The following is a 17,982-nucleotide window of genomic DNA, read 5'->3' as shown; positions in this document are numbered from 1 at the left end:
CGGTCCGCGACCTGCGCGGGGTGCGTACCGCGTGGTGCGGCCGCACCATGACCGTGTAGGACCCGGGAGAAGGAGACGGACATGCCCTCGGATTCCGCGCCGCGCGTGACGTCCGCCCCGGACCCGGGCGGTCCGGAGAGCTGCCGGCTGCTGCTGGTTCGGCACGCCAAGGCCGTGCCCAAGGGGCAGGTAGACGACTTCGAGCGCCCCCTGAGCGACCGGGGCCGCGCCGACGCGCACGAGACCGGCCGGTGGCTGGCGCAGTCCGGCTTCGACGCCGACCTGGCGCTGTGCTCCCCGTCCCGCAGGACGAGGCAGACGTGGCAGCCGGTCCTCGCCGCGCTGCGGAACCCGCCGCCGACCGTGTACGACGAAAGGCTCTACGACGCGGCACCGAGCCGCCTGGTGACCGTACTGACAGAACGCGGACCGGGGGTCGCCCGTCTCCTCCTCGTCGGCCACAACGCGGGCATCCACGAGCTGGCCGTAGCACTGTGCGGCAGTGGGCCGCCGGAGCTCCTGGACCGGCTGCGGGCGCGTTTTCCCACGTCGGGTGTGGTGGTCGTGGACCTGCCGGGCGGCTGGGAGGCACTGACGCCGGGCCGGGGGCGACTGACGGCCTATTGGGCGCCGTCCCACTGACGGCCGAAGGGAACGGTCGGCGCCGGTCGCTCCCGCGCCGGTCCCGCCCCGGACCGCGCCTGCGGGGCTCACCCTTGGCAGCGGACCGTTCGGGCGGCCCGTCGGCGCGGGGGTGGGATGGCGGCGCGATGCCGGGTAGGCGTGCTGCATGAAGAACACACACACGCTCGGTACCGCGTCGACCTGGTGGCTGACGGCCCTGGACCGCATCGAGCGGGCCACGGTGGCGGATCCGGCGATCCGGGTCCTCCAGCGGGGCATCCGCTCGCTCCCGTTGGGCGAGGTCCGCGACCTGCTGCGGGGCAGGCCACTGGGCCACCCCGTCCATCCGGTCCTCGTGCAGGTACCGATCGGCTGCTGGCTGTCGGCCGGCGTACTGGACGCTGTTCCGGGAGCGCAGCGTGCGGCCACGACCCTGACCGCCGTCGGACTGGCCGGGGTGGCCCCGGCGGCGGTCGCCGGCTGGGCCGACTGGGCCGACCTGCCGCCCGAGCAGGCCCGGGTGGGGCTGGCCCACGCGGTCTCGAACGTGGCCGCGGTCGCCTGCTTCTCGGTGTCCCTGGCGGCACGGCTCCGCGGCCGCACGGCGAAGGGCCGGCTGTGGGGGTGGGGCGGCCTGACGGCCGTCGGCCTCAGCGGCGCCCTCGGCGGCCACGTGGCGTACCGCGAGGCCGCAGGCCCGTACCCGGAACCGTAGGCCCCACCCCGGCGGCGCCCCCGGCGGGCGCCGCCGGCCGCGACCTGCGACCACGCCGGCGCGGTCCAGCCCGGCCCGGCAGGCACGCCGATCCCACGCAAAGCGCCGGACTCGCACGGCCCCTGGAACAGCCCTGCCGCCCGTATGTGGCGCTTGTATGTGGCGCACACCGGACGGGAGCACGTCACGGAGAATGGGCCGGGGTCCAAGGGCAGCAAGTGATGAGGGGCGGGCCGATGACGAGGTCGATCAGGCGCTGGGCGGTGGCCGTGTGGGCAATTCTCGTCCTGGTCGGCGGAGCGATCACGCTGTACTTGCAGCCTGCGGCAGAAGCCCCTGCGAAGCAGCAGCGGTGGGAACGCCATCCCGCCCCCACGGAGGAGCCCGACCCGTGCCCGAGCGCCGTCCCGGACGGGCCGGCCGATGCCGGCCGCAACTGCGCTGTCTGGGAGCGAGGGTGAAACCGAGCGCTCCATCCCGGCGCCCCCTGCTGCACCGTCGGTTCAGCGGGCGCTGCCGAGGTGGCGGTCCGCGTCGGAGCCTTCGAGCATGAGGGTCACTTCCTCTATGCGGCGGAAACGGCCGTCGGGGGCGAGGTCCGCGAAGACGTAGACCTCCGTGCGCACGGTCGAGCCGTCCTTCTTGGTGAGGCGGACGGTGTGGCGGTCGGCGTAGCGTCCGCCGTCGTGCAGCTCGTCGTGGACCTTGACGGTTCCTTCCGCCACGATTGAGCGCAGGTGGGCGATGTGCTCCAGGAAGCCGTCGCGGTCGTCCCACCGCCCGTCGGTGCGCTGGCGGTAGTCGGGGGCGAAGTGCCGGTCGGCGGCCTCGTGGAGGTCGAGACCCGGGGTGAAGATCAGGTCGGTGAGTGCGGCAGCGATACCGGTGCGGTGCATGGCGGACCCTTTTCCGGGATGCGAGGGAATGCGATGGCGTGGCGGGTGTGCGTGCGTCGCGCACGCTCTCTGGCCACGTTAGCCGATCCGCGTGCGTGGCGCACGTTATTCTGGTGCCCATGGAGACGAACACCGGACGCGAGATCGCCGACGCCCTGGGAGTGCTGCTCAAGCGGAGCACCCGGATCGAGCTGCACCGGGCCCTGACCGCCGGAATGGGGGAGGCGGTGGACGAGCTGACCTATCCGGTCCTCAGCGGACTCGCCCGCACCGGCCCCCTCAGCGCGGCGGAACTGGCTCCGGACGTAGGGCTCGACCGCTCGGGCGTCACCCGGCGCGCCTCCCGGCTGGAGGCGGCCGGTCTGGTGCGGCGGGAGCCCGACCCCTCCGACAAGCGCGCCACCCTGCTCACCCTGACCGACGAAGGAGAACGCACGGTGGAGGTGCTGCGCAGGCGCCTCGCCGACCACATCACGGCCGTCCTCTCGTCCTGGCCCCCCGCCGAGGCCGCCGCCTTCGCCGCGCACCTGCGCCGCTTCGTCGCCAGCGGGATCTTCGCCTAGTGCTGTGGCCGGAAAGGTTCACCGGGTCGCGGCGCCCGGCACGGGGGCTCGTCTGTGCAGTTCCGCGAATCGGATCCGGGGTCTTCGAACTGACCGGCCTGGGCGGGGAGATAGGCGGCTGTTCGCTTCCGCCGGTGCGCGACTCCGGGTGACGGTCGAAGGCCCAGTGCCATCCCCCGTCGCGTGGTGCGCAGGCCGGCACTCTTCCGGGTGACTGACGTACAGATCCGCTGACGGCTGGTCAGTCGCGGCGGTACACCGGGTGGCACGAGAGACCATCACGTCGATCCGGAGGGCCACGTGCACTTTCAGCGATCCGCTGTACGGCGAACCGTCGCGGTAGCCATCACGTCAGGGCTGGTGCTGCTGGCACCCGCGCCCGCCACGGCCGCCCCGCACCCGCCGAAGCCGCAACGGCAGGTCTACGCCTACATCACCAGCCTCGACGGCCACGTGTACCCGATCGACACGAGGACGAACAAGGTCCAGGGGCTCGGGACCACCGCCGTCGGCGGCGGCCCCGAGCAGGTCGCGGTCACCCCCGACGGCGCCAGTCTCTACGTGACCAACGCCTTCAAGTACGTGTCGGCGGTCAACATCTCCAAGAAGAGCGTCACGGACATCCCCTTCGACAAGGACGAACTCTCTCCCGACCTCCTCTACGGGGAAGCGATCGCCCCGGACGGCAAGCACGTCTACGTGGCCGTGCAGAACCCCTTCGACGGGGACAAGGTGTCGGTGATCGACACCGCCACCAACCAGGTCTCCGCCACCATCAAGACCAGCAGGCCCGACCAGGTGGTGATCAATCCCGGCGGCAAGCGCCTCTACGTGGCCGACAGCAAGGGCAGCCTGTCCGTGATCAACACCGCCGACAACCAGGTCATCGCCACCATCCGCCTCAACGAAGCGGCCAACGCCATGGCGGTCACCCCTGACGGCAGGCGCCTTTACGTGACCGGGAACAGCGGCACCGTCTCGGTGGTCAACCTCGTGAAGCAGAAGATCGTCCGCACCATCCCCGGTGCCGGCACGGGCGGGCTGACGATCAGCCCCAACGGCAAGCGGGCCTACGTGGTCGGCGTCGACAACAAGATCAGGCAGGGCAAGGTGTCGGTGATCAACCTGACCACCGACAAGGTCACCAAGACCATCCCCATCGGCGACATCCCACCGGACACCGGGTCAGGCAGGTACTTCCGTCCCGCGGAGGTGGCCCTCACCCCCGACGGCAAGAGCGCCTACGTGGTCGGCTCCTACGGCAACGGGACACCCCAGGGAACCGTGTTCGCGATCAACACCGCAACCAACGCCGTGACCCCCATCACCGTCGGCGCCGGCGACACCATGGGGGTAGCCGTCGGTCGACTGTGACGGCGACACGAGCGCTCGGCAGATCCAGGCGCCACGCGCTTCCTGCCGACGAAATCCGAACCTGACGCCTTTGCCCTCCGACGGCCGGACAGCAAGGCGTCAACGTCGCCCATGCCCGCATCCGCGCCCTCGGCGAGCGGGCCATGGCCGCCCTCAAGGCCTGGCGCCTCCTGCGGAAACTCCGCTGCAGCACCACCCGCATCACCGGCACCACCGGCATCACCGGCATCGTCCAGGCCATCCTCGGGCTTCACCTTGCGCCAGCCTGAGGTGGGAAAAGGCTCCATGACAAAGGCAAGGAGCTCGCACTCCTTGCCACTCTCAACATATAGCGCACAGGGGGGCTTGCGGCAAGACCCGGTTCGTCCCGCAGAATCAGCGGCCTAAAGCCACAACCTGCCGATTTGGGAGTCGCGACGTGCGAGTGTTGTTGACGGCGTGGGGATCGCGCGGAGATGTCGAACCGCTGGCGGCCTTGGCGGTGGAGCTGCGGGAACTGGGCGCGCAGGTACGGGTGTGCGCGCCGCCGGACGAGGAGTTCGCGGCGCTGTTGGCGCGTGTCCGCGTGCCGCTGGTGCCACTCGGTCCGGCGGTGCGCTCGGTGGTCGCCGGAACGAAGCCGCCGACGGCGAAGGACGCGTTCCGGCTGGCCCCCGAGCTGGTCGCCGCGCGGTTCGACGCGCTCACCGCTGCGGCGGCCGAGGGATGTGACGCGGTGCTGGCGACTGGCCTGATGCCCGCCGGCGCCCGGGACGTGGCCGAAAAACTCGGCATTCCCTACGTGCTGGCGTGCTTCCACCTCGCCGGCCTGCCGTCGCGGCACTTCGCTCCCGGGAAGCGGCCGGGCAAGCAGTCCCCGCAGGAGGAGACCGACAACCGGGTGCTGTGGGAACAGGACGCCCAGCGGGTGAACGCGTTGTACGGCGAGGCGCTCAACCGTCACCGGGCGGCGATCGGTCTGCCGCCGGTGGACAACGTCCGCGACCACGTCCTCACCGACCGGCCGTGGCTGGCGGCGGACGCGACGCTGTGTCCGTCGCAGGGCATGACGGACCTCGACGTCGTGCAGACCGGGGCGTGGATCCTGCCCGACGGGCGTCCGCTCCCGGAAGAGCTGGAGGCGTTCCTGGACGCCGGCACACCCCCGGTGTACGTGGGCTTCGGCAGCATGGCCGCGCACGCCCCGAAGGACATCGCCCGGGTGGCCGTCGAAGCGAGCCGTGCGCAAGGCCGTCGCGTGCTGCTCGCCCGCGGCTGGGCGGGCCTGGCCCCGATCGACGACGCCGACGACTGCTTCGTCGTCGGCGAGGTCAACCAGCAGGCACTCTTCGGACGGGTCGCCGCCGTCGTGCACCACGGCGGTGCGGGCACCACGACGACGGCGGCCCGGGCCGGCGCGCCTCAGGTGGTGGTCCCTCAGATCGCGGACCAGCCCTACTGGGCCGCCCGAGTGGCCGAGCTGGGCATCGGCTCGGCTCACGAGGGCCGGACGCCGACTTTCGACTCCCTGTCCGCCGCGCTCGCCGCGGCCCTGGTGCCCGAGACCCGTGCACGGGCGCGGGCCGTGGCCGGCACGATCCGCACCGACGGGGCGACGGTGGCAGCGCGACTGCTGATCGACGCGGTCCGGGAGGACGGACCGTCCGCGTCCCCGTGAACCACACGACCTCGTCACGCCGGGGACCAGTGGGCGATGTCATTCGCTCCCGGGATCGTCCGTGCGGTGGTCCCGGCGTGTCGCCCGCTTCCCGACGGGCCGTCAGGACCGGTACGCCGCGGCGAACCGCCGGGCGGGGATCGGCCGTGGGTGTGGCTTTGGGGGGCGGCGGTGACGTAGGGGGTGCTGGATCGTTTCAGCTGACATGAGGGATAGATTCCGCTTTTCCGTGGTCGGGAGTTCGCGCCCCACCGTCAGGACGGCCGGCAGCCCGCGGTCGCTGCGGGGCCACCGTGCCGTTGCGGCGGCGCGCCGAGGGGGTGGCATGTGACCGCGCGGGCCTTCTACTGGTGCCGAGCCTGCCGCCGGCCCCTCTTCGCCGCGAGTTCGGCGGTGGCCGGGACCGCCCGCGACTGGGAGATCGACCACCAAGAGCCGGGCGATTGCGCCAACGACGCCCTGTTCCCCCTGGCCGGCACGGCCGCCGCCCCCGAGGAACTGCGCCATGCGGCCGGCGTCCTGCGGCTGTTCGGCCACTGAACCCAGTCGGCTGCCCGGGTCGTGCGTACGGGCCGCCGGCGAGATGGCATTCGGGGGAGGTGGCGTGGGGGTGCCGGTGACGTAACAGGAGGTGACGGAAGGGTCACGGGGCGGTACGGGGCGGGGCCCGGGTCGTTGAATCCGTTATGCACCACAGAACCGTTACTGCGCAGACCGGCTTCGCCGACCTGCCGTCGGCTCGCCGGCCGCCCTGCGAGTCGCCGATCTACGATGCCATCGAGCGGCAGTGGCTCCAGGAGGGCCGGGAAGTGCCCCGGCAGCAGAACCGCGCCCGCACGGACCGGTACCGGACGGGAGACGGAGACCTCTTCCGCCGGGCGTAGGACGCCGCACGGCCCCGAAGGCTCGACGGGGCACGCGCGGATCCCACGTCCTGCGGCTACCGGACCGGTGCACCCCGTCGTCGGGGCCGCCCGGTCCGGCCGCACCCACGCCCCGGCCTCGCGAGCGGTCGGCCGCACCCACGCCCGGCCTCGCGGGCGGTCGGCCGCACCCGCCCCGCGGTGTGGGCCCGCGCTGCCCCACGGCGCCGGCCTCCGTGTGCTCCCGAGCCGCTCCGTCATCCGCCTCGGTGCGACACCGGCCGGCGTCCTACCGGTTGAAGGCGGGCAGGCCGAAGCGCTGGACGAGGGCGAAGCCGTCCTCGCGTGCGCTCTTGCTGTTGACCGAGTACACCAGCGTCCGGGACAGGTCGCGGGTTGCCGCGATCACCGTGTGGTAGCCGGGGCGGGATCCCGTCTTGCCCCAGATCTCCTTGCCGTCGACCACGAACCGCTGGAGCGCCGCGGCGTAGGTGGCCCCCGGTACGGCGGGCAGCGTGAACATCTCCTGGAGCTGCGGCTGCGGCACCACGCGGCCCTGGAAGAGGGCGACCAGCAGCCGTTCCATGTCCGCGGTGGTGGAGATGAGGTCGCCGGCGGCCCAGCGGTCGCTCATGTTCCACTCCGTCACGTCGACGACCTTTCCGTCGATTTCCCCGTAGCCCCGGTTGTGCGGGCCGTGGATACGGGGATCCGCCCCGGCCGGGAAGCCGGTGTGCCGCATGCCGGTGGGGCGGAAGATCCGTACGTCGGCCTGGTGCGCGTAGCGGTCCCCGGTGACCTCTTCGATCAACAGGCCGAGGACGGTGTAGTCGATGTTCTGGTACACCTGCCGCTCTCCCGGTGCGAAGGCCGGCCCCTTGGCGACCGCGGTGGCCACCACCGTCTGCGGCGTCAGCGTCCTGAACCGGTTGGCATACATCTCCTCGGGCGTCTCGCCGAGGGTCGCGCCGGGCTGGAGACCGCTGGTGAAGTTCAGCAGGTTCCGCACCGTCGGCGGCTTGGTGAAGGACGCCGGGAGCAGGCCCGGCAGGTAGCGGGTGACAGGGGCGTCCAGGTCGACGCGGCCCTCGGCGGCGAGTTGCAGCACGAGGGCGGCGGTGACCACCTTGGTCGTCGATCCGGCCCGGAAGCGGGCGTCGGCCAGTGCCGGAGCGCCGGTCCGCAGGTCCCGTACGCCCGCGGTGCCGAGCCAACTGCCGTCGCCGCCCACCCGGATCAGGGCCGCCGACGTGTCGTCGTCGGGAAGGCCCGCGATCGCCTTCTCCAGCGCCTCCACGTCGGGCCCGGCGGCCGAGGGCTGCGCCGGCGCCGCCGAGGCGACCGGTCGGGCGGCGGCGAAGGCGGTTGCGGCGGTCGGGCCGGCAGTGAGCGCCGCCAGCATCACGGCGGCGACGGCGACGCGGGTGCGAGAGTTCATCAGGGCGTACTCCTCTTCCCAGGGGCGTTTCGACGCTCACCATCCTGGTGATCACGCCGCGGCCCCGGATCCTCTGTGCTGAGGAGAACGGCCCCGGAGACATCTCGGGGTCCCGGGCCGTGCGCCGGGCACCGCCCGTCCGGGACACGCCCTAAGGGGCGGTGCGCAAAGGGGCGGCGCGCAAAGGGACGGCGCGCAAGCGGACAGCGGGCAAAGGGGCGGAGAGGGGGTGTGGCGAGAGGGGCGGCGGTGGGAGAGGGGCAGCGGGGGGAGAGCCGGCGGTGGGAGAGGCGCGGCGAGGGCGGGAGGGACGCGGGCGCGGGGCGGCCCCGTCCCTCAGCCGGATCCGGCTGCCGAGCGGGCGCCGGCGTCGCGCCCGGCCGCACGCCGTCTCCGCATCGCGGTCACCGCGAGGACGAGGACCGCTGCCGCGCCGTACGCGACGCGTGCCGGCGCCGCCCCGTAACCGAAGGCCGGCCCGAGGACGTAGACGGCGGCGCCCGCGAGCGCGACGCCCAGCCATTCCCAGCGCCCGTCCATGGCCACGAGCGCGACCAGGAGCAGGGCGTACCAGGAGTAGCCGGGCGTCAGGAGGACGAAGGCCCACCCGGTGACCAGAAGGGCGCCGCTCCAGGGTCGCCGCGGGTCGCCGCGCCGCATCACGTACAGGCACACCCCCGCCAGGACGGCCGCCGGCACGGGCAGCGCCCAGTTGTCGGGCAGGGCCAGGCGCAAGACGGCGTAGCGGGAACCGGCCGACGGATCGTCGTACCCCTCCTCTTCCACGTAGCCCCCGAGGTAACCGAAGACGGAGCCGTGCGAGAGCAGGACGTAGGGAAGGTAGGACAGTGCGGTGAAGGCCGCTGCGGGCAACAGCACGGCGGCCGCGTCGCATACGCGACGACGCACGAGGGACGCGCCGCCGTCCGGGGCCCCGGACGCGCCGCCGGACGTGCCACCGGACGCGCCGCCGGATGGGGCCCCGGACAGGACTCCGGAGAGGGCTCCGGGCAGGACGAGTGCCGGGATCAGTTTGGTGGCGACGGCCGCCCCGATGAACAGACCGCCCGCCACGCGCCGGCCGGTGGAGCGGGCGGCGACGAGGCCGAGCCCGCAGACCGCGAAGAGCACGCCCAACACGTCGGCGTGCGCGTTGTTGACGGCCTCGACCGGCACCGCCGGGCACCACGCCCAGTACGCGGCCTGGCGGAGGTCGCCGCGACGGCGCCGCAGGACCACCAGGAGTACCGCGCCCACCCCGAGGGAGGTCAGGGCGGCGCCGGTCTGGAGCGGCCGGTGCCGGGCGCCGCCGGGCGAGAGCCGGTCGACCGCCAGGAAGTACGCCTCGGCGACCGGTGGGTAGAGGGTGCGGACGGCGGGCCTGTTGATGCGCGTGCAATGGGGCGCGCTGCCGGTGTGGGGGACGGCGGTCAGGTCCGGGCCCTCGCATGCGGCGCCCGTGGGGAAGAGCCAGGGGTCGCGCAGCCGTGACAGCGCCGGGTCCTGCGGGGCGTGGTCGTACGGGGAGACGCCGGCGGACTGGACCCGGCCGTCCCAGGCGTAGCGGTAGGAGTCGGTACTGGTCCGCGGCGGGGCCGCCAGCCCCGTCACGGTGACGGCGACGGCGCCGGCCAGCACCAGGGGCAGGACGAGGCCGGCCGGGACCCGCCGCAGAGCGCACAGAGCCGCCGCGAAGAGCGCCCAGCACGCCGTGTACCACCAGAACACGTGGACGGGGTCGGTGAAGTAGCCGTCGTACCGGATGGTGAGGACGAGGGCGGCCGTGAGCGCGGCGAGGAGGGCGACGGCGACGGCTGTCGGGATCGCCGCCGCGGGGGCGCCGGAGACGGTGGCTGCGGGGGCGGTGCGCGGGTTCACCTGCGGAAGGGTTCCAGGCGAAGGCGGCCCGGCCGGACCGCAGGCGACGTCAGGTGCGGAGGGCCGCCCGCCGGGGCGAGCCGGGCGGTCATCGCCGCACCGCGCACAAACAACGGTGCAGGGCGGCGAAGCGGGTACCCGGAGCGCTCGCCGCGACCCGCGCCGCATCGGCGGGGGTGTCCACGTCGCACAGCCCGGGCAGGTCACGTACGACTCGCCCCGATGCCGTCAGCCGCCCTCGCTGCGCCGTTCCGGTGTGCGGTACGGACATGGGGACGCCGAGCAGCAGGGCCGGGTCGGGTTCGGCCAGGCCAAGGGACCAGAACCCGCCGTCGTCCGCCGGGCCGAACCAGGCGTCCGCCCCGCCGAAGTCGAGCCCTGCCAGAAGGAGGGCCGGGGTGACCTGAGGGGTGTCCATGCCGATGAGCAGGGCCGGTCCGCCGGCCAGCGCGAAGGCGGCGGCCAGCCGCGCGTCCAGGCCGCCCGCGCACTGGGCGACGACCTCGATGCCCGCCGGGAGCCAGGGGCCGGGCGGCCCGTCGAGGACCAGGACACGGCGTCGTACCGGAGTCGCCAGCACTGCCGCGAGAGTGTCCTCAAGTGCGGCGCGCGCCAGGCCGGCAGCCTGTTCCGGCGTGAATCGCGTGGTCAGACGAGTCTTGACGCGGCCCGCGACAGGGGACTTGGCGATGACGAGGAGCGTGCTCACGCGGACATCCCCTCGGCCGGGGCCGCCCCGGTGCGCGGCGGCTCGGCCAGCACCCGGCGCATGTCCCGTACCGCCTGCCACGTCCCCCGCCAGGTGCCGGTGACCTTGGACTTCCCCGAGCGGGGGAGGTAGGGGACGTTCGTCTCGGCCACCCGCCAGCCCGCGTCGGCGGCCCGGACGACCATCTGGAGGGGGTAGCCGCTGCGCCGGTCGGTCAGCTCCAGGCCGAGCAGCGCCTCGCGGCGAGCGACCCGCATCGGCCCGAGGTCGTGCAGCCGCAGCCCGGTGCGGCGGCGCAGCATCCGGGCCAGGGCGAGGTTCCCGGCGCGCGCGTGCACGGGCCAGGCGCCGCGGCCCTGCGGACGGCGCCGCCCGAGCAGCAGGTCCGCCCCGCCGGCCGCGACCCGGGCGGCCATCGGCGCGAGCAGACCGGGGTCCAGGGAGGCGTCGCAGTCGCAGAAGCAGACCAGCTCCGCGCGCGCGGCGAGCAGCCCGGCGTGGCAGGCGGCGCCGAAGCCCCGCCGGGGCTCGTGCACGACCGTGGCACCGAGGCGGCGGGCGATGTCCGCCGAACCGTCGGTCGAACCGTTGTCCACGACGATGGGCCGCCACCCGGCCGGCACGCGCGCCAGCACCCAGGGAAGGGCCCGCGCCTCATCGAGGCACGGCAGTACGAGGTCCGCGCGCAGCGGCGGACACGCAGAGGAAGTCACCCTCCCCACCGTAGGAACCCGCGGCCCGCAAGGGGCTCCGGAGACCTTACGAAACGCGGACGCCGTGGCGGATACGGGCGCCTCCCCGCTCCACGCGGAGGGCACGGTGTCACCCTGGGGGCATGGCATCCAGCAACGAGCGGGCTCCCGTTCCGGACGACCGGGCTCCCGTTTCGGACGAGCGGCCCTCCGTTCCGAACGGGCGGGCTCCGGCCCCGGACCAGCGGCCCTCCGTTCCGGACGGGCGGGCTTTCGTCCCCGACCGCGACCACACCGTCCCCGAGGCCGCTGGCCGCGTCTTGGTGGTGGACGACGATCCGACCGTCTCGGAGGTCGTGGCCGGCTATCTGGAGCGGGCAGGATTCACGGTGCACCTGGCCGCCGACGGGCCGGCCGCCCTGGAGGCCGCTGCCCGGCACCGGCCCGACCTGGTCGTCCTCGACCTGATGCTGCCCGGGATGGACGGCATGGAGGTCTGCCGGCGGCTGCGTGCGCGCGGGGACGGGGTCCGCCCGGTGGCGGTGGTCATGCTCACCGCGCGCGGGGACGAGGACGACCGGATCCTCGGCCTGGAACTCGGCGCGGACGACTACGTGACCAAGCCCTTCAGCCCGCGCGAACTGGTCCTGCGCGTACGGTCGGTCCTGCGCCGGGCGTCCCCGGCCGCGCCGGCCGGTGCGCCGCGGCTCGCGGCAGCGGGTCTGGAGATGGACCCGGTGGCCCGTCGCGCCCTCAGAGGCGGAGAGGAACTGGCCCTGACCCTGCGGGAGTTCGATCTCCTCGCCTACTTCCTGCGGCACCCGGGCCAGGTCTGCGGCCGGGAGCGGCTGATGAGGGAGGTGTGGGGGTGGGAGTTCGGCGACCTGTCCACGGTCACCGTCCACATCCGCAGGCTCCGCGGCAAGATCGAGGCGGATCCGGCCGATCCGCAACTGATCCGGACGGTGTGGGGCGCCGGATACCGCTTCGAGGCGACCTGGGACGCGTCCCGCCGCGCGCTGGAGGCCCAGGCCGCGCAGGCGTGCGCCGTGGACGCCCATGCGGCGGCCGCGGCCGGTTCGGGGGAGGGCCGTCCGGGGGGCGGACCGCACGGAGGACGGCCGTGAGTGACCTGCTGCTGATCGCCCTGTACGCCCTCCTCGGCGCGGGAGCCGCCGGGCTGCTCGGCTACGTGGCGCTGCGGATACTGCGCCGGCGCAGCGTCGCCGTGTCCCTCGCGGTGGTCGCGGCCGTCGCCGTGTGCGCGATGCTCGCCGGAACGCTCGCCGTGGCGTGGGCCATGTTCCTCTCCGCCCATGACCTCGCCGTGGTCACCACGGTCGTCGCCATGGCGGCCGCCGTGTCCCTGAGCACCGCTTTGCTGCTGGGCCGTCAGGTCGTCCTGCGGTGCCGGGAACTCGTCGGCGCCGCACGCCACTTCGCAGAAGCGGGCACCTTCACCGCGCCCGCCGTGCCGGCGCCCGCCGAACTGGCCGCGCTCAGCCGGGAACTGGCCCTCACCAGCGAGCGGCTGGCCTCCTCCCGCGAACGCGAGCGGGCGCTGGAGACCTCGCGGCGCGAGCTCGTGGCCTGGATCTCGCACGACCTGCGCACCCCGCTGGCCGGGCTGCGCGCCATGTCGGAGGCGCTGGAGGACGGTGTCGTGGCCGACCCGGCGCGCTACCACCACCAGATGCGCGCCGAGGTGGACCGTCTCAACTCCATGGTCACCGACCTGTTCGAGCTGTCCCGCATCCATGCGGGAGCCCTCTCCCTCAGCCCCACGCGCCTGTCCCTCTACGACCTGGTGGACGACGCGCTGGCCGGGGCCGACGCCCTCGCCCGCGCCCACGGTGTGCGCCTGGACGGCGGCGGCGTCGACCCGCTGCCGGTAGAGGTCGACGGCAAGGAAATGACGCGGGTGCTGTCGAACCTGCTGGTCAACGCCATCCGCCACACCCCGGCCGACGGCACCGTCGCGATCGCCGCCGAGCGCCGCGCGGACGCCGTGGTGGTGTCCGTCACCGATGCCTGCGGCGGCATCCCGGAGGAGGACCTGCCCCGCGTCTTCGACACCGGCTGGCGGGGCACCCGGGCCCGCACCCCTCCCTCGGGCGCCGGCCTGGGCCTCGCGATCGTCCGGGGCATCGTCGAGGCCCACGCCGGACACGCGGACGTTCACAACGTGCCCGGGGGCTGCCGCTTCGAACTGACCCTCCTGGCCCCCGCCTGACGGCCGGGGGCGCCCCTCCGCCCGGCCCTGCGCCGCATCCGACGCCGTGCGCCGACCCACCGGGGATCACGCGAAGGCCCTTTACCGGTCTCCTGCCGGTCTCATGCCGTTCGGGCCGGACTCGCGGCGGGCGCGGCGGGACGCCCGTCAGGGGGACGCACCCGTCAGGGACGCACCCATCAGGGGACGCACCTGTCAGGGGACGTCGGCCCCGGAGGCCGCCAGTTCGGCCATGCCCGCCGCGAACGTCACCGCCGGGCGCCAGCCCAGTTCCTCGCGCAACCGCGCCGAGTCGGCGGTGATGTGCCGGACATCGCCCAGCCGGTACTCGCCGGTGACCACGGGATCCGGGCCCCCGCAGGCGGTGGCAAGCGCCGCGGCCATCTCGCCGATCGTGCGGGGCTGCCCGCTCCCCACGTTGTACGCCGTGAAGCCCGGCCCGCCGTCCGGCCGGTGGGGCGTCGCCGGCGCTTCCGGCGCGCGCACGGCTTCCAGCGCGTCCAGCGCCACCGCGTTGGCGGCCGCGACGTCCCGTACGTGCACGAAGTCCCGGCGCTGTCCGCCGTCTTCGAAGACGCGGGGCGCCTCACCCCTGGCCAGCGCCGACCGGAACAGTGCGGCCACTCCGGCGTACGGGGTGTCCCGGGGCATCCCCGGCCCGTACACGTTGTGGTAGCGCAGCGAGATCACGCGTCCGCCCGTCGCGCGGGCCCACGACGCCGCGAGGTGCTCCTGGGCCAGCTTCGTCGTCGCGTACACGTTGCGCGGGTCCATCGGCGCGTCCTCCCCGACGAGGCCGGGGGCCAGATCGGCGCCGCAGGCCGGGCAGCGCGGCTCGAACCGGCCTGCCTCCAGATCGGACACCGCGCGCGGGCCCGGGCGGACCACGCCGTGCACCGCGCACGCGTAGCGGCCCTCGCCGTAGACGACCATCGACCCGGCGAGCAGCAGTCCGCTCACCCGCGCCCCGGCCATCTCGGCGAGCAGCACCGCCGTGCCGAGGTCGTTGGCCGACACGTAGCCGGGAGCGTCCCCGAAGTCCTTTCCGAGGCCGACCCTGGCCGCCTGGTGGCAGACCGCGTCGACGCCGGCCAGCGCCTGCCGCACCGCCCCGGCATCCCGTACGTCCCCGCCGCCGGCGGCCAGGTCGAACACCACCGGGTGGTGTCCCCGGCCGATCAGCTCGGTCACGATGTGCGAGCCGATGAAGCCCGCTCCGCCAGTCACCAGTACACGCATGCCCCGACGCTATGCCGCGCCGGCCCGCGCACCGCCCCCGACCGGCCGCAGGTCACGGACCCGTAAGAACACCGCGGCGCCGCGCCCGGCCCGGAGCGCGGCGCGGGCGCTCAGGTCCGGGCGCTCAGGTCCGGGCGCCCGGATCCGGACGCTCAGGTCCCGCCGCCGCCGAAGTCCCAGGCTTCGATGTCCCGGTAGTGGATCGGTCCCGGGCCGCGGCTGACGTTGCTGCCGACCAGGTGCAGGCGGTCGGTCCGCCACCGGCGCCCGGTGAACGCGCTGAGCCCGGCGGCGGCCTCCACGGCGCCGGAGGGATGGCTCCGGCGCGCCCGGGCCAGCGTCAGATGGGGGCGCAGCGGGCGGCCTTCGAAGGGGACACCGCATTCCTCGACCACGGTGCGCACCTCGGAGGCGAGCCGGTGCAGCCCGTCGAGGTCCCCGTCGATGCCGCTCCACAGCACCCGCTCGTCGAAGTGACCACCACCGCGCAGGGCCAGTTCCAGGGGCCGGCGCGACGCCGCGAGGCCGGCGAGCGGCGGGCGCAGGAGCGGGACGGTCGCGACCGGCAGCTCCCCCAGGAAGGCGAGGGTGATGTGCCAGTCCTCGATGCGGTTCCACCGCATGCGCGGAAAGGCCTCGTAAGCGGGGCGCAGCTCGCGTGCCAGCTCCTCCTTCGCCTCGTCGGGCGGGGCGAGGGCGATGAACACGCGAACGGTCGCGGTCGGGTTCTGTTCGGTCACGGACACTTCGTACCGTGCGACGTGCGGTTGCGGCGAACGGGTCGGGACGGGATTGCCCATCGCCCCAGCGGGCACATGGAGTGTGGTGACACGAAACACACCGCCGGACCGCACGCCCGACGGGCACTACGTCGTCATCGACGGCCGACGCTGGCGCGCCACCGATCCGTCCGTCCCCGAAGACGTCGGCGCACGTCTGCGCAGCCACCTGATGGCGGCGCGCCGGGCGATCGCGGCGGCCCGGCGCGCGCAGGACCCGCAGGCGGAAAGCGCCGCCCGCGCCCGTGTGCAGACGGCGAAGGTGGCGCTCGGGGAACGCGGCACGCCCTGGTGGGAGCAGAGTGACGCGGAGCGGCAGGAACGCTGGCGGAACGGCCTGGCCGTACTGGATCAGTGACGGCTACGGCTACGGCTCCGGAACGGCCCGGCCGCACCCGGCGTAACCGCCCACCGGTGGAGATGATGTGTGCTTCGTGTGCCGCTGTGGTGCGTCGTGGGCTCACAAGAGCGGTTCGTTTGCCAGCGGGTGGCCTATGGAGGATGGTTGCCGGAAGGCAAGTGTTTATTTCTTCGAGGTGATGAGGTGAGGGGTTCGCCCAGCGGGCCCTCAGCGTGTGGCGACTTCCCAGGCATCGGCCGGCACCGGCACCGGCACCGCGGTGAGCGTTCCCTACGGCCAGGCTCCCTATCCCGTGCTCGTGGCGGACGCCCAGGCGGCCGTGCTGTACGTCAACGAGGCGGCGAGCCTCGTCTTCCCGTCCGCGCGCCCCGGCTCGGCCCTCGCGGACGCCGTACCCGCATGGCTGTCGACGGCACACATGCAGCGCCTCTCACCGCTGCCCCCGCAGCGGGCGGAAACCGACGTGGACCGGCCGGACGCAGACCGACTGGATGCGGACCGGCTCATTGCGGACTCGCTCGTCGTCTCGGGACCGGTCGAAGACCGGATCTACGAGGCGCACCCCTCCCCGCGTGACGACGGCTCCGTGGTGTGGTGGCTGGTCGACGACACCGACCACCGCCTGGCCAGGGAAGCCCTGCGCATCGAGCGGGACCGCACGGCCTTCCTCACCCGGGCGTCCAACCTGCTGCTCTCCTCGCTGAACCTCGACCGGTGTATGGACGTCACCGCGCAGATGGCCGCCGAGCACCTCGCGGACGCGGCGCTGGTCATCTGCCCGTCCCCCGGCCGCGAGCTGCCGGTGGTGACCTGCCTGCGGGGCGCGAAGCCGTCGAAGGCGCGCCGGGCCGTCGATGTGGACGAGGTGCCCGGGCTGGGCGAGGCGCTCCAGGGATTCCCGCCGGTGCCCTCGCGGTGGATCGACCCGGCCGCCGCCCCCTCCTGGCTGGTCCCGGAGGGTTTCGGAGCGGTGGGTTCGATCGTCATCACCCCGCTGCCGGGGCACGGCGTCCCGGCCGGCGTGCTGGTGCTGCTGCGCCGTACCGACCGCGCGGCGTTCACCGAGGGGGAGGAGGTCTTCGCCCGGCTGTTCGCCGCCCGCGCCGGCGCGGCGATGTCGGCCGCCCGGCTCTACGCGGAGCAGGCATCGATCACCCAGACCCTGATGCGGGAGCTGCTGCCCCCGGCACTGCGCCGGATCTCCGGCGTCGAGTACGCGGGAAGCTACCGGCCCTCGCAGGACCACGAGCGGATCGGCGGGGACTTCTACGACGTCCACCCCGCCTCCGACAAGGGCGAGGCATCGCTGGTCGTACTGGGGGACGTGTGCGGCAAGGGCCTGGACGCGGCGGTGATGGCGGGGAAGATCCGCAACACCCTGCACGCCCTGCTCCCGCTGGCCGACGACCACCAGCGGATGCTGACCCTGCTGAACAAGGCGCTCCTGAACTCGCACCACACCCGGTTCGCCACCATGGTGCTGGCCTCGGCGGAGCGGGTGGGCAGTTCCGTGAAGCTGAGGCTGACCAGCGCGGGCCACCCGGCGCCGCTGATCCTGCGCTCCACGGGCCGCGTCGAGGAGGCCGACACCCGCGGCACGCTGGTGGGCGCGCTGCCCGAGGTGGAGGCCCGCACCGCGACCGCGTCGCTCGCGCCCGGAGAGACCTGTCTCCTCTACACGGACGGGATCACCGAGGCGCGCGGCGGCCCGCTGGGCGAAGCGATGTTCGGCGAGGAACGCCTGCGCCGGGTCCTCGCCGAGTGCGCGGGCATGCCGGCCGAAGCCGTGGTCGAACGGGTGCAGATGCTCGCCTCGCAGTGGGTGGGCGGCGGCCACCACGACGACATGGCAGTGGTGGCGATCTCCGCGCCGCGCACCAACCACCTGAGCATGGTCGACGGGCACACCCGGGGCAGGTTCACCGCATGAGCGCACGGCACACGACCGCCCTCGTCCGGGG

18 protein-coding genes and 1 pseudogene are annotated in these 17,982 nt (G+C 73.9%); 12 read left to right on the top strand and 7 right to left on the bottom strand.

All coding sequences use genetic code 11. The features are described from left to right. Window positions 1-81: 81 nt before the first annotated feature. Both AMK16_RS20505 and AMK16_RS20500 read left to right on the top strand, forming a co-directional pair. The gene (locus tag AMK16_RS20505) at window positions 82-642 is read left to right on the top strand and encodes a SixA phosphatase family protein (RefSeq protein WP_073917915.1); all 561 of its coding nucleotides are present in this window, start codon (window positions 82-84) and stop codon (window positions 640-642) included. Window positions 643-790: 148 nt separating this feature from the next. Beyond that, window positions 791-1,339, top strand: coding sequence for a DUF2231 domain-containing protein (locus AMK16_RS20500; RefSeq protein WP_073917913.1), 549 nt, complete (start codon window positions 791-793; stop codon window positions 1,337-1,339). 503 nt (window positions 1,340-1,842) lie between these two features. Here the strand turns inward: AMK16_RS20500 and AMK16_RS20490 are convergent. Further along, window positions 1,843-2,235, bottom strand: coding sequence for a nuclear transport factor 2 family protein (locus AMK16_RS20490; RefSeq protein WP_073917909.1), 393 nt, complete (start codon window positions 2,233-2,235; stop codon window positions 1,843-1,845). A 119-nt stretch (window positions 2,236-2,354) separates the two neighbouring features. On the opposite strand from AMK16_RS20490, the gene AMK16_RS20485 reads away from it, so the two are divergent. The 6 genes and pseudogenes from AMK16_RS20485 to AMK16_RS20460 all read left to right on the top strand — a co-directional run bounded on the left by AMK16_RS20485 (window position 2,355) and on the right by AMK16_RS20460 (window position 6,713). Further along, a complete protein-coding gene (locus AMK16_RS20485; RefSeq protein ID WP_073917907.1) occupies window positions 2,355-2,798 on the top strand; it encodes a MarR family winged helix-turn-helix transcriptional regulator in 444 nt (147 codons plus the stop codon). 360 nt (window positions 2,799-3,158) lie between these two features. Next, window positions 3,159-4,172 carry a YncE family protein gene (locus AMK16_RS20480; RefSeq protein ID WP_073917905.1) on the top strand — a complete coding sequence of 338 codons (1,014 nt, stop codon included), beginning with the start codon at window positions 3,159-3,161 and terminating at the stop codon, window positions 4,170-4,172. Window positions 4,173-4,252: 80 nt separating this feature from the next. After that, window positions 4,253-4,441, top strand: a pseudogene (locus AMK16_RS20475) (hypothetical protein); the annotation flags it as partial. A gap of 149 nt (window positions 4,442-4,590) precedes the next feature. Next, window positions 4,591-5,829, top strand: a complete 1,239-nt coding sequence (locus AMK16_RS20470) for a glycosyltransferase (RefSeq protein WP_073917903.1) — start codon at window positions 4,591-4,593, stop codon at window positions 5,827-5,829. Window positions 5,830-6,156: 327 nt separating this feature from the next. Then, window positions 6,157-6,369, top strand: a complete 213-nt coding sequence (locus tag AMK16_RS20465) for a hypothetical protein (protein ID WP_073917901.1) — start codon at window positions 6,157-6,159, stop codon at window positions 6,367-6,369. A 146-nt stretch (window positions 6,370-6,515) separates the two neighbouring features. Then, window positions 6,516-6,713, top strand: coding sequence for a hypothetical protein (locus tag AMK16_RS20460; protein WP_073917899.1), 198 nt, complete (start codon window positions 6,516-6,518; stop codon window positions 6,711-6,713). Between the two features lie 268 nt (window positions 6,714-6,981). Here the strand turns inward: AMK16_RS20460 and AMK16_RS20455 are convergent, their stop codons facing one another. The 4 genes from AMK16_RS20455 to AMK16_RS20440 form a co-directional block, all read right to left on the bottom strand. Beyond that, on the bottom strand, window positions 6,982-8,130 hold the full coding sequence (locus tag AMK16_RS20455; protein WP_073917897.1) for a serine hydrolase domain-containing protein: 1,149 nt from the start codon (window positions 8,128-8,130) through the stop codon (window positions 6,982-6,984). A 336-nt stretch (window positions 8,131-8,466) separates the two neighbouring features. Next, window positions 8,467-10,008: a glycosyltransferase 87 family protein gene (locus AMK16_RS20450; protein ID WP_242438822.1), complete on the bottom strand. Its 1,542-nt coding sequence runs from the start codon at window positions 10,006-10,008 to the stop codon at window positions 8,467-8,469. Between the two features lie 88 nt (window positions 10,009-10,096). Next, window positions 10,097-10,717 carry a TIGR04282 family arsenosugar biosynthesis glycosyltransferase gene (locus AMK16_RS20445; RefSeq protein ID WP_073917894.1) on the bottom strand — a complete coding sequence of 207 codons (621 nt, stop codon included), beginning with the start codon at window positions 10,715-10,717 and terminating at the stop codon, window positions 10,097-10,099. Then, entirely contained in the window at window positions 10,714-11,439 is a 726-nt protein-coding gene (locus tag AMK16_RS20440; protein ID WP_073917892.1) for a glycosyltransferase family 2 protein, read from the bottom strand. Before AMK16_RS20440 ends, AMK16_RS20445 begins: the two co-directional genes overlap by 4 nt. Window positions 11,440-11,552: 113 nt before the next feature. Here AMK16_RS20440 and AMK16_RS20435 point away from each other — a divergent pair, with 113 nt between their 5' ends. Both AMK16_RS20435 and AMK16_RS20430 read left to right on the top strand, forming a co-directional pair. Further along, on the top strand, window positions 11,553-12,536 hold the full coding sequence (locus AMK16_RS20435; protein WP_079191618.1) for a response regulator transcription factor: 984 nt from the start codon (window positions 11,553-11,555) through the stop codon (window positions 12,534-12,536). Further along, window positions 12,533-13,642 carry a sensor histidine kinase gene (locus AMK16_RS20430; protein ID WP_073917890.1) on the top strand — a complete coding sequence of 370 codons (1,110 nt, stop codon included), beginning with the start codon at window positions 12,533-12,535 and terminating at the stop codon, window positions 13,640-13,642. The genes AMK16_RS20435 and AMK16_RS20430 overlap by 4 nt, the downstream gene beginning before the upstream one ends. A 195-nt stretch (window positions 13,643-13,837) precedes the next feature. Here AMK16_RS20430 and AMK16_RS20425 read toward each other — a convergent pair whose 3' ends face one another. Beyond that, a complete protein-coding gene (locus AMK16_RS20425; protein ID WP_073917888.1) occupies window positions 13,838-14,881 on the bottom strand; it encodes an NAD-dependent epimerase/dehydratase family protein in 1,044 nt (347 codons plus the stop codon). A 152-nt stretch (window positions 14,882-15,033) separates the two neighbouring features. Then, a complete protein-coding gene (gene thpR, locus AMK16_RS20420) occupies window positions 15,034-15,621 on the bottom strand; it encodes an RNA 2',3'-cyclic phosphodiesterase (RefSeq protein ID WP_073918792.1) in 588 nt (195 codons plus the stop codon). Window positions 15,622-15,706: 85 nt separating this feature from the next. Between thpR and AMK16_RS20415 the strand changes: the two genes are divergently transcribed. Continuing rightward, entirely contained in the window at window positions 15,707-16,018 is a 312-nt protein-coding gene (locus tag AMK16_RS20415) for a hypothetical protein (protein ID WP_107417197.1), read from the top strand. Window positions 16,019-16,235: 217 nt separating this feature from the next. Beyond that, window positions 16,236-17,951 carry a PP2C family protein-serine/threonine phosphatase gene (locus tag AMK16_RS20410; protein ID WP_443333590.1) on the top strand — a complete coding sequence of 572 codons (1,716 nt, stop codon included), beginning with the start codon at window positions 16,236-16,238 and terminating at the stop codon, window positions 17,949-17,951. Window positions 17,952-17,982: the final 31 nt, after the last annotated feature.

It is taken from the genome of Streptomyces sp. CB00455, from assembly GCF_001905445.1.
Classification (GTDB): Bacteria; Actinomycetota; Actinomycetes; order Streptomycetales; family Streptomycetaceae; genus Streptomyces.
This window is presented reverse-complemented; position numbering and strand designations above follow the sequence as displayed.

Bases quoted from the DNA above. Each gene is read 5' to 3' on its own strand.
- AMK16_RS20500 (WP_073917913.1), top strand. From the start codon at position 791: ATGAAGAACACACACACGCTCGGTACCGCGTCGACCTGGTGGCTGACG.
- AMK16_RS20505 (WP_073917915.1), top strand. From the start codon at position 82: ATGCCCTCGGATTCCGCGCCGCGCGTGACGTCCGCCCCGGACCCGGGC.
- AMK16_RS20425 (WP_073917888.1), bottom strand. From the start codon at position 14,881: ATGCGTGTACTGGTGACTGGCGGAGCGGGCTTCATCGGCTCGCACATC.
- AMK16_RS20455 (WP_073917897.1), bottom strand. From the start codon at position 8,130: ATGAACTCTCGCACCCGCGTCGCCGTCGCCGCCGTGATGCTGGCGGCG.
- AMK16_RS20460 (WP_073917899.1), top strand. From the start codon at position 6,516: ATGCACCACAGAACCGTTACTGCGCAGACCGGCTTCGCCGACCTGCCG.
- AMK16_RS20490 (WP_073917909.1), bottom strand. From the start codon at position 2,235: ATGCACCGCACCGGTATCGCTGCCGCACTCACCGACCTGATCTTCACC.
- AMK16_RS20485 (WP_073917907.1), top strand. From the start codon at position 2,355: ATGGAGACGAACACCGGACGCGAGATCGCCGACGCCCTGGGAGTGCTG.
- AMK16_RS20435 (WP_079191618.1), top strand. From the start codon at position 11,553: ATGGCATCCAGCAACGAGCGGGCTCCCGTTCCGGACGACCGGGCTCCC.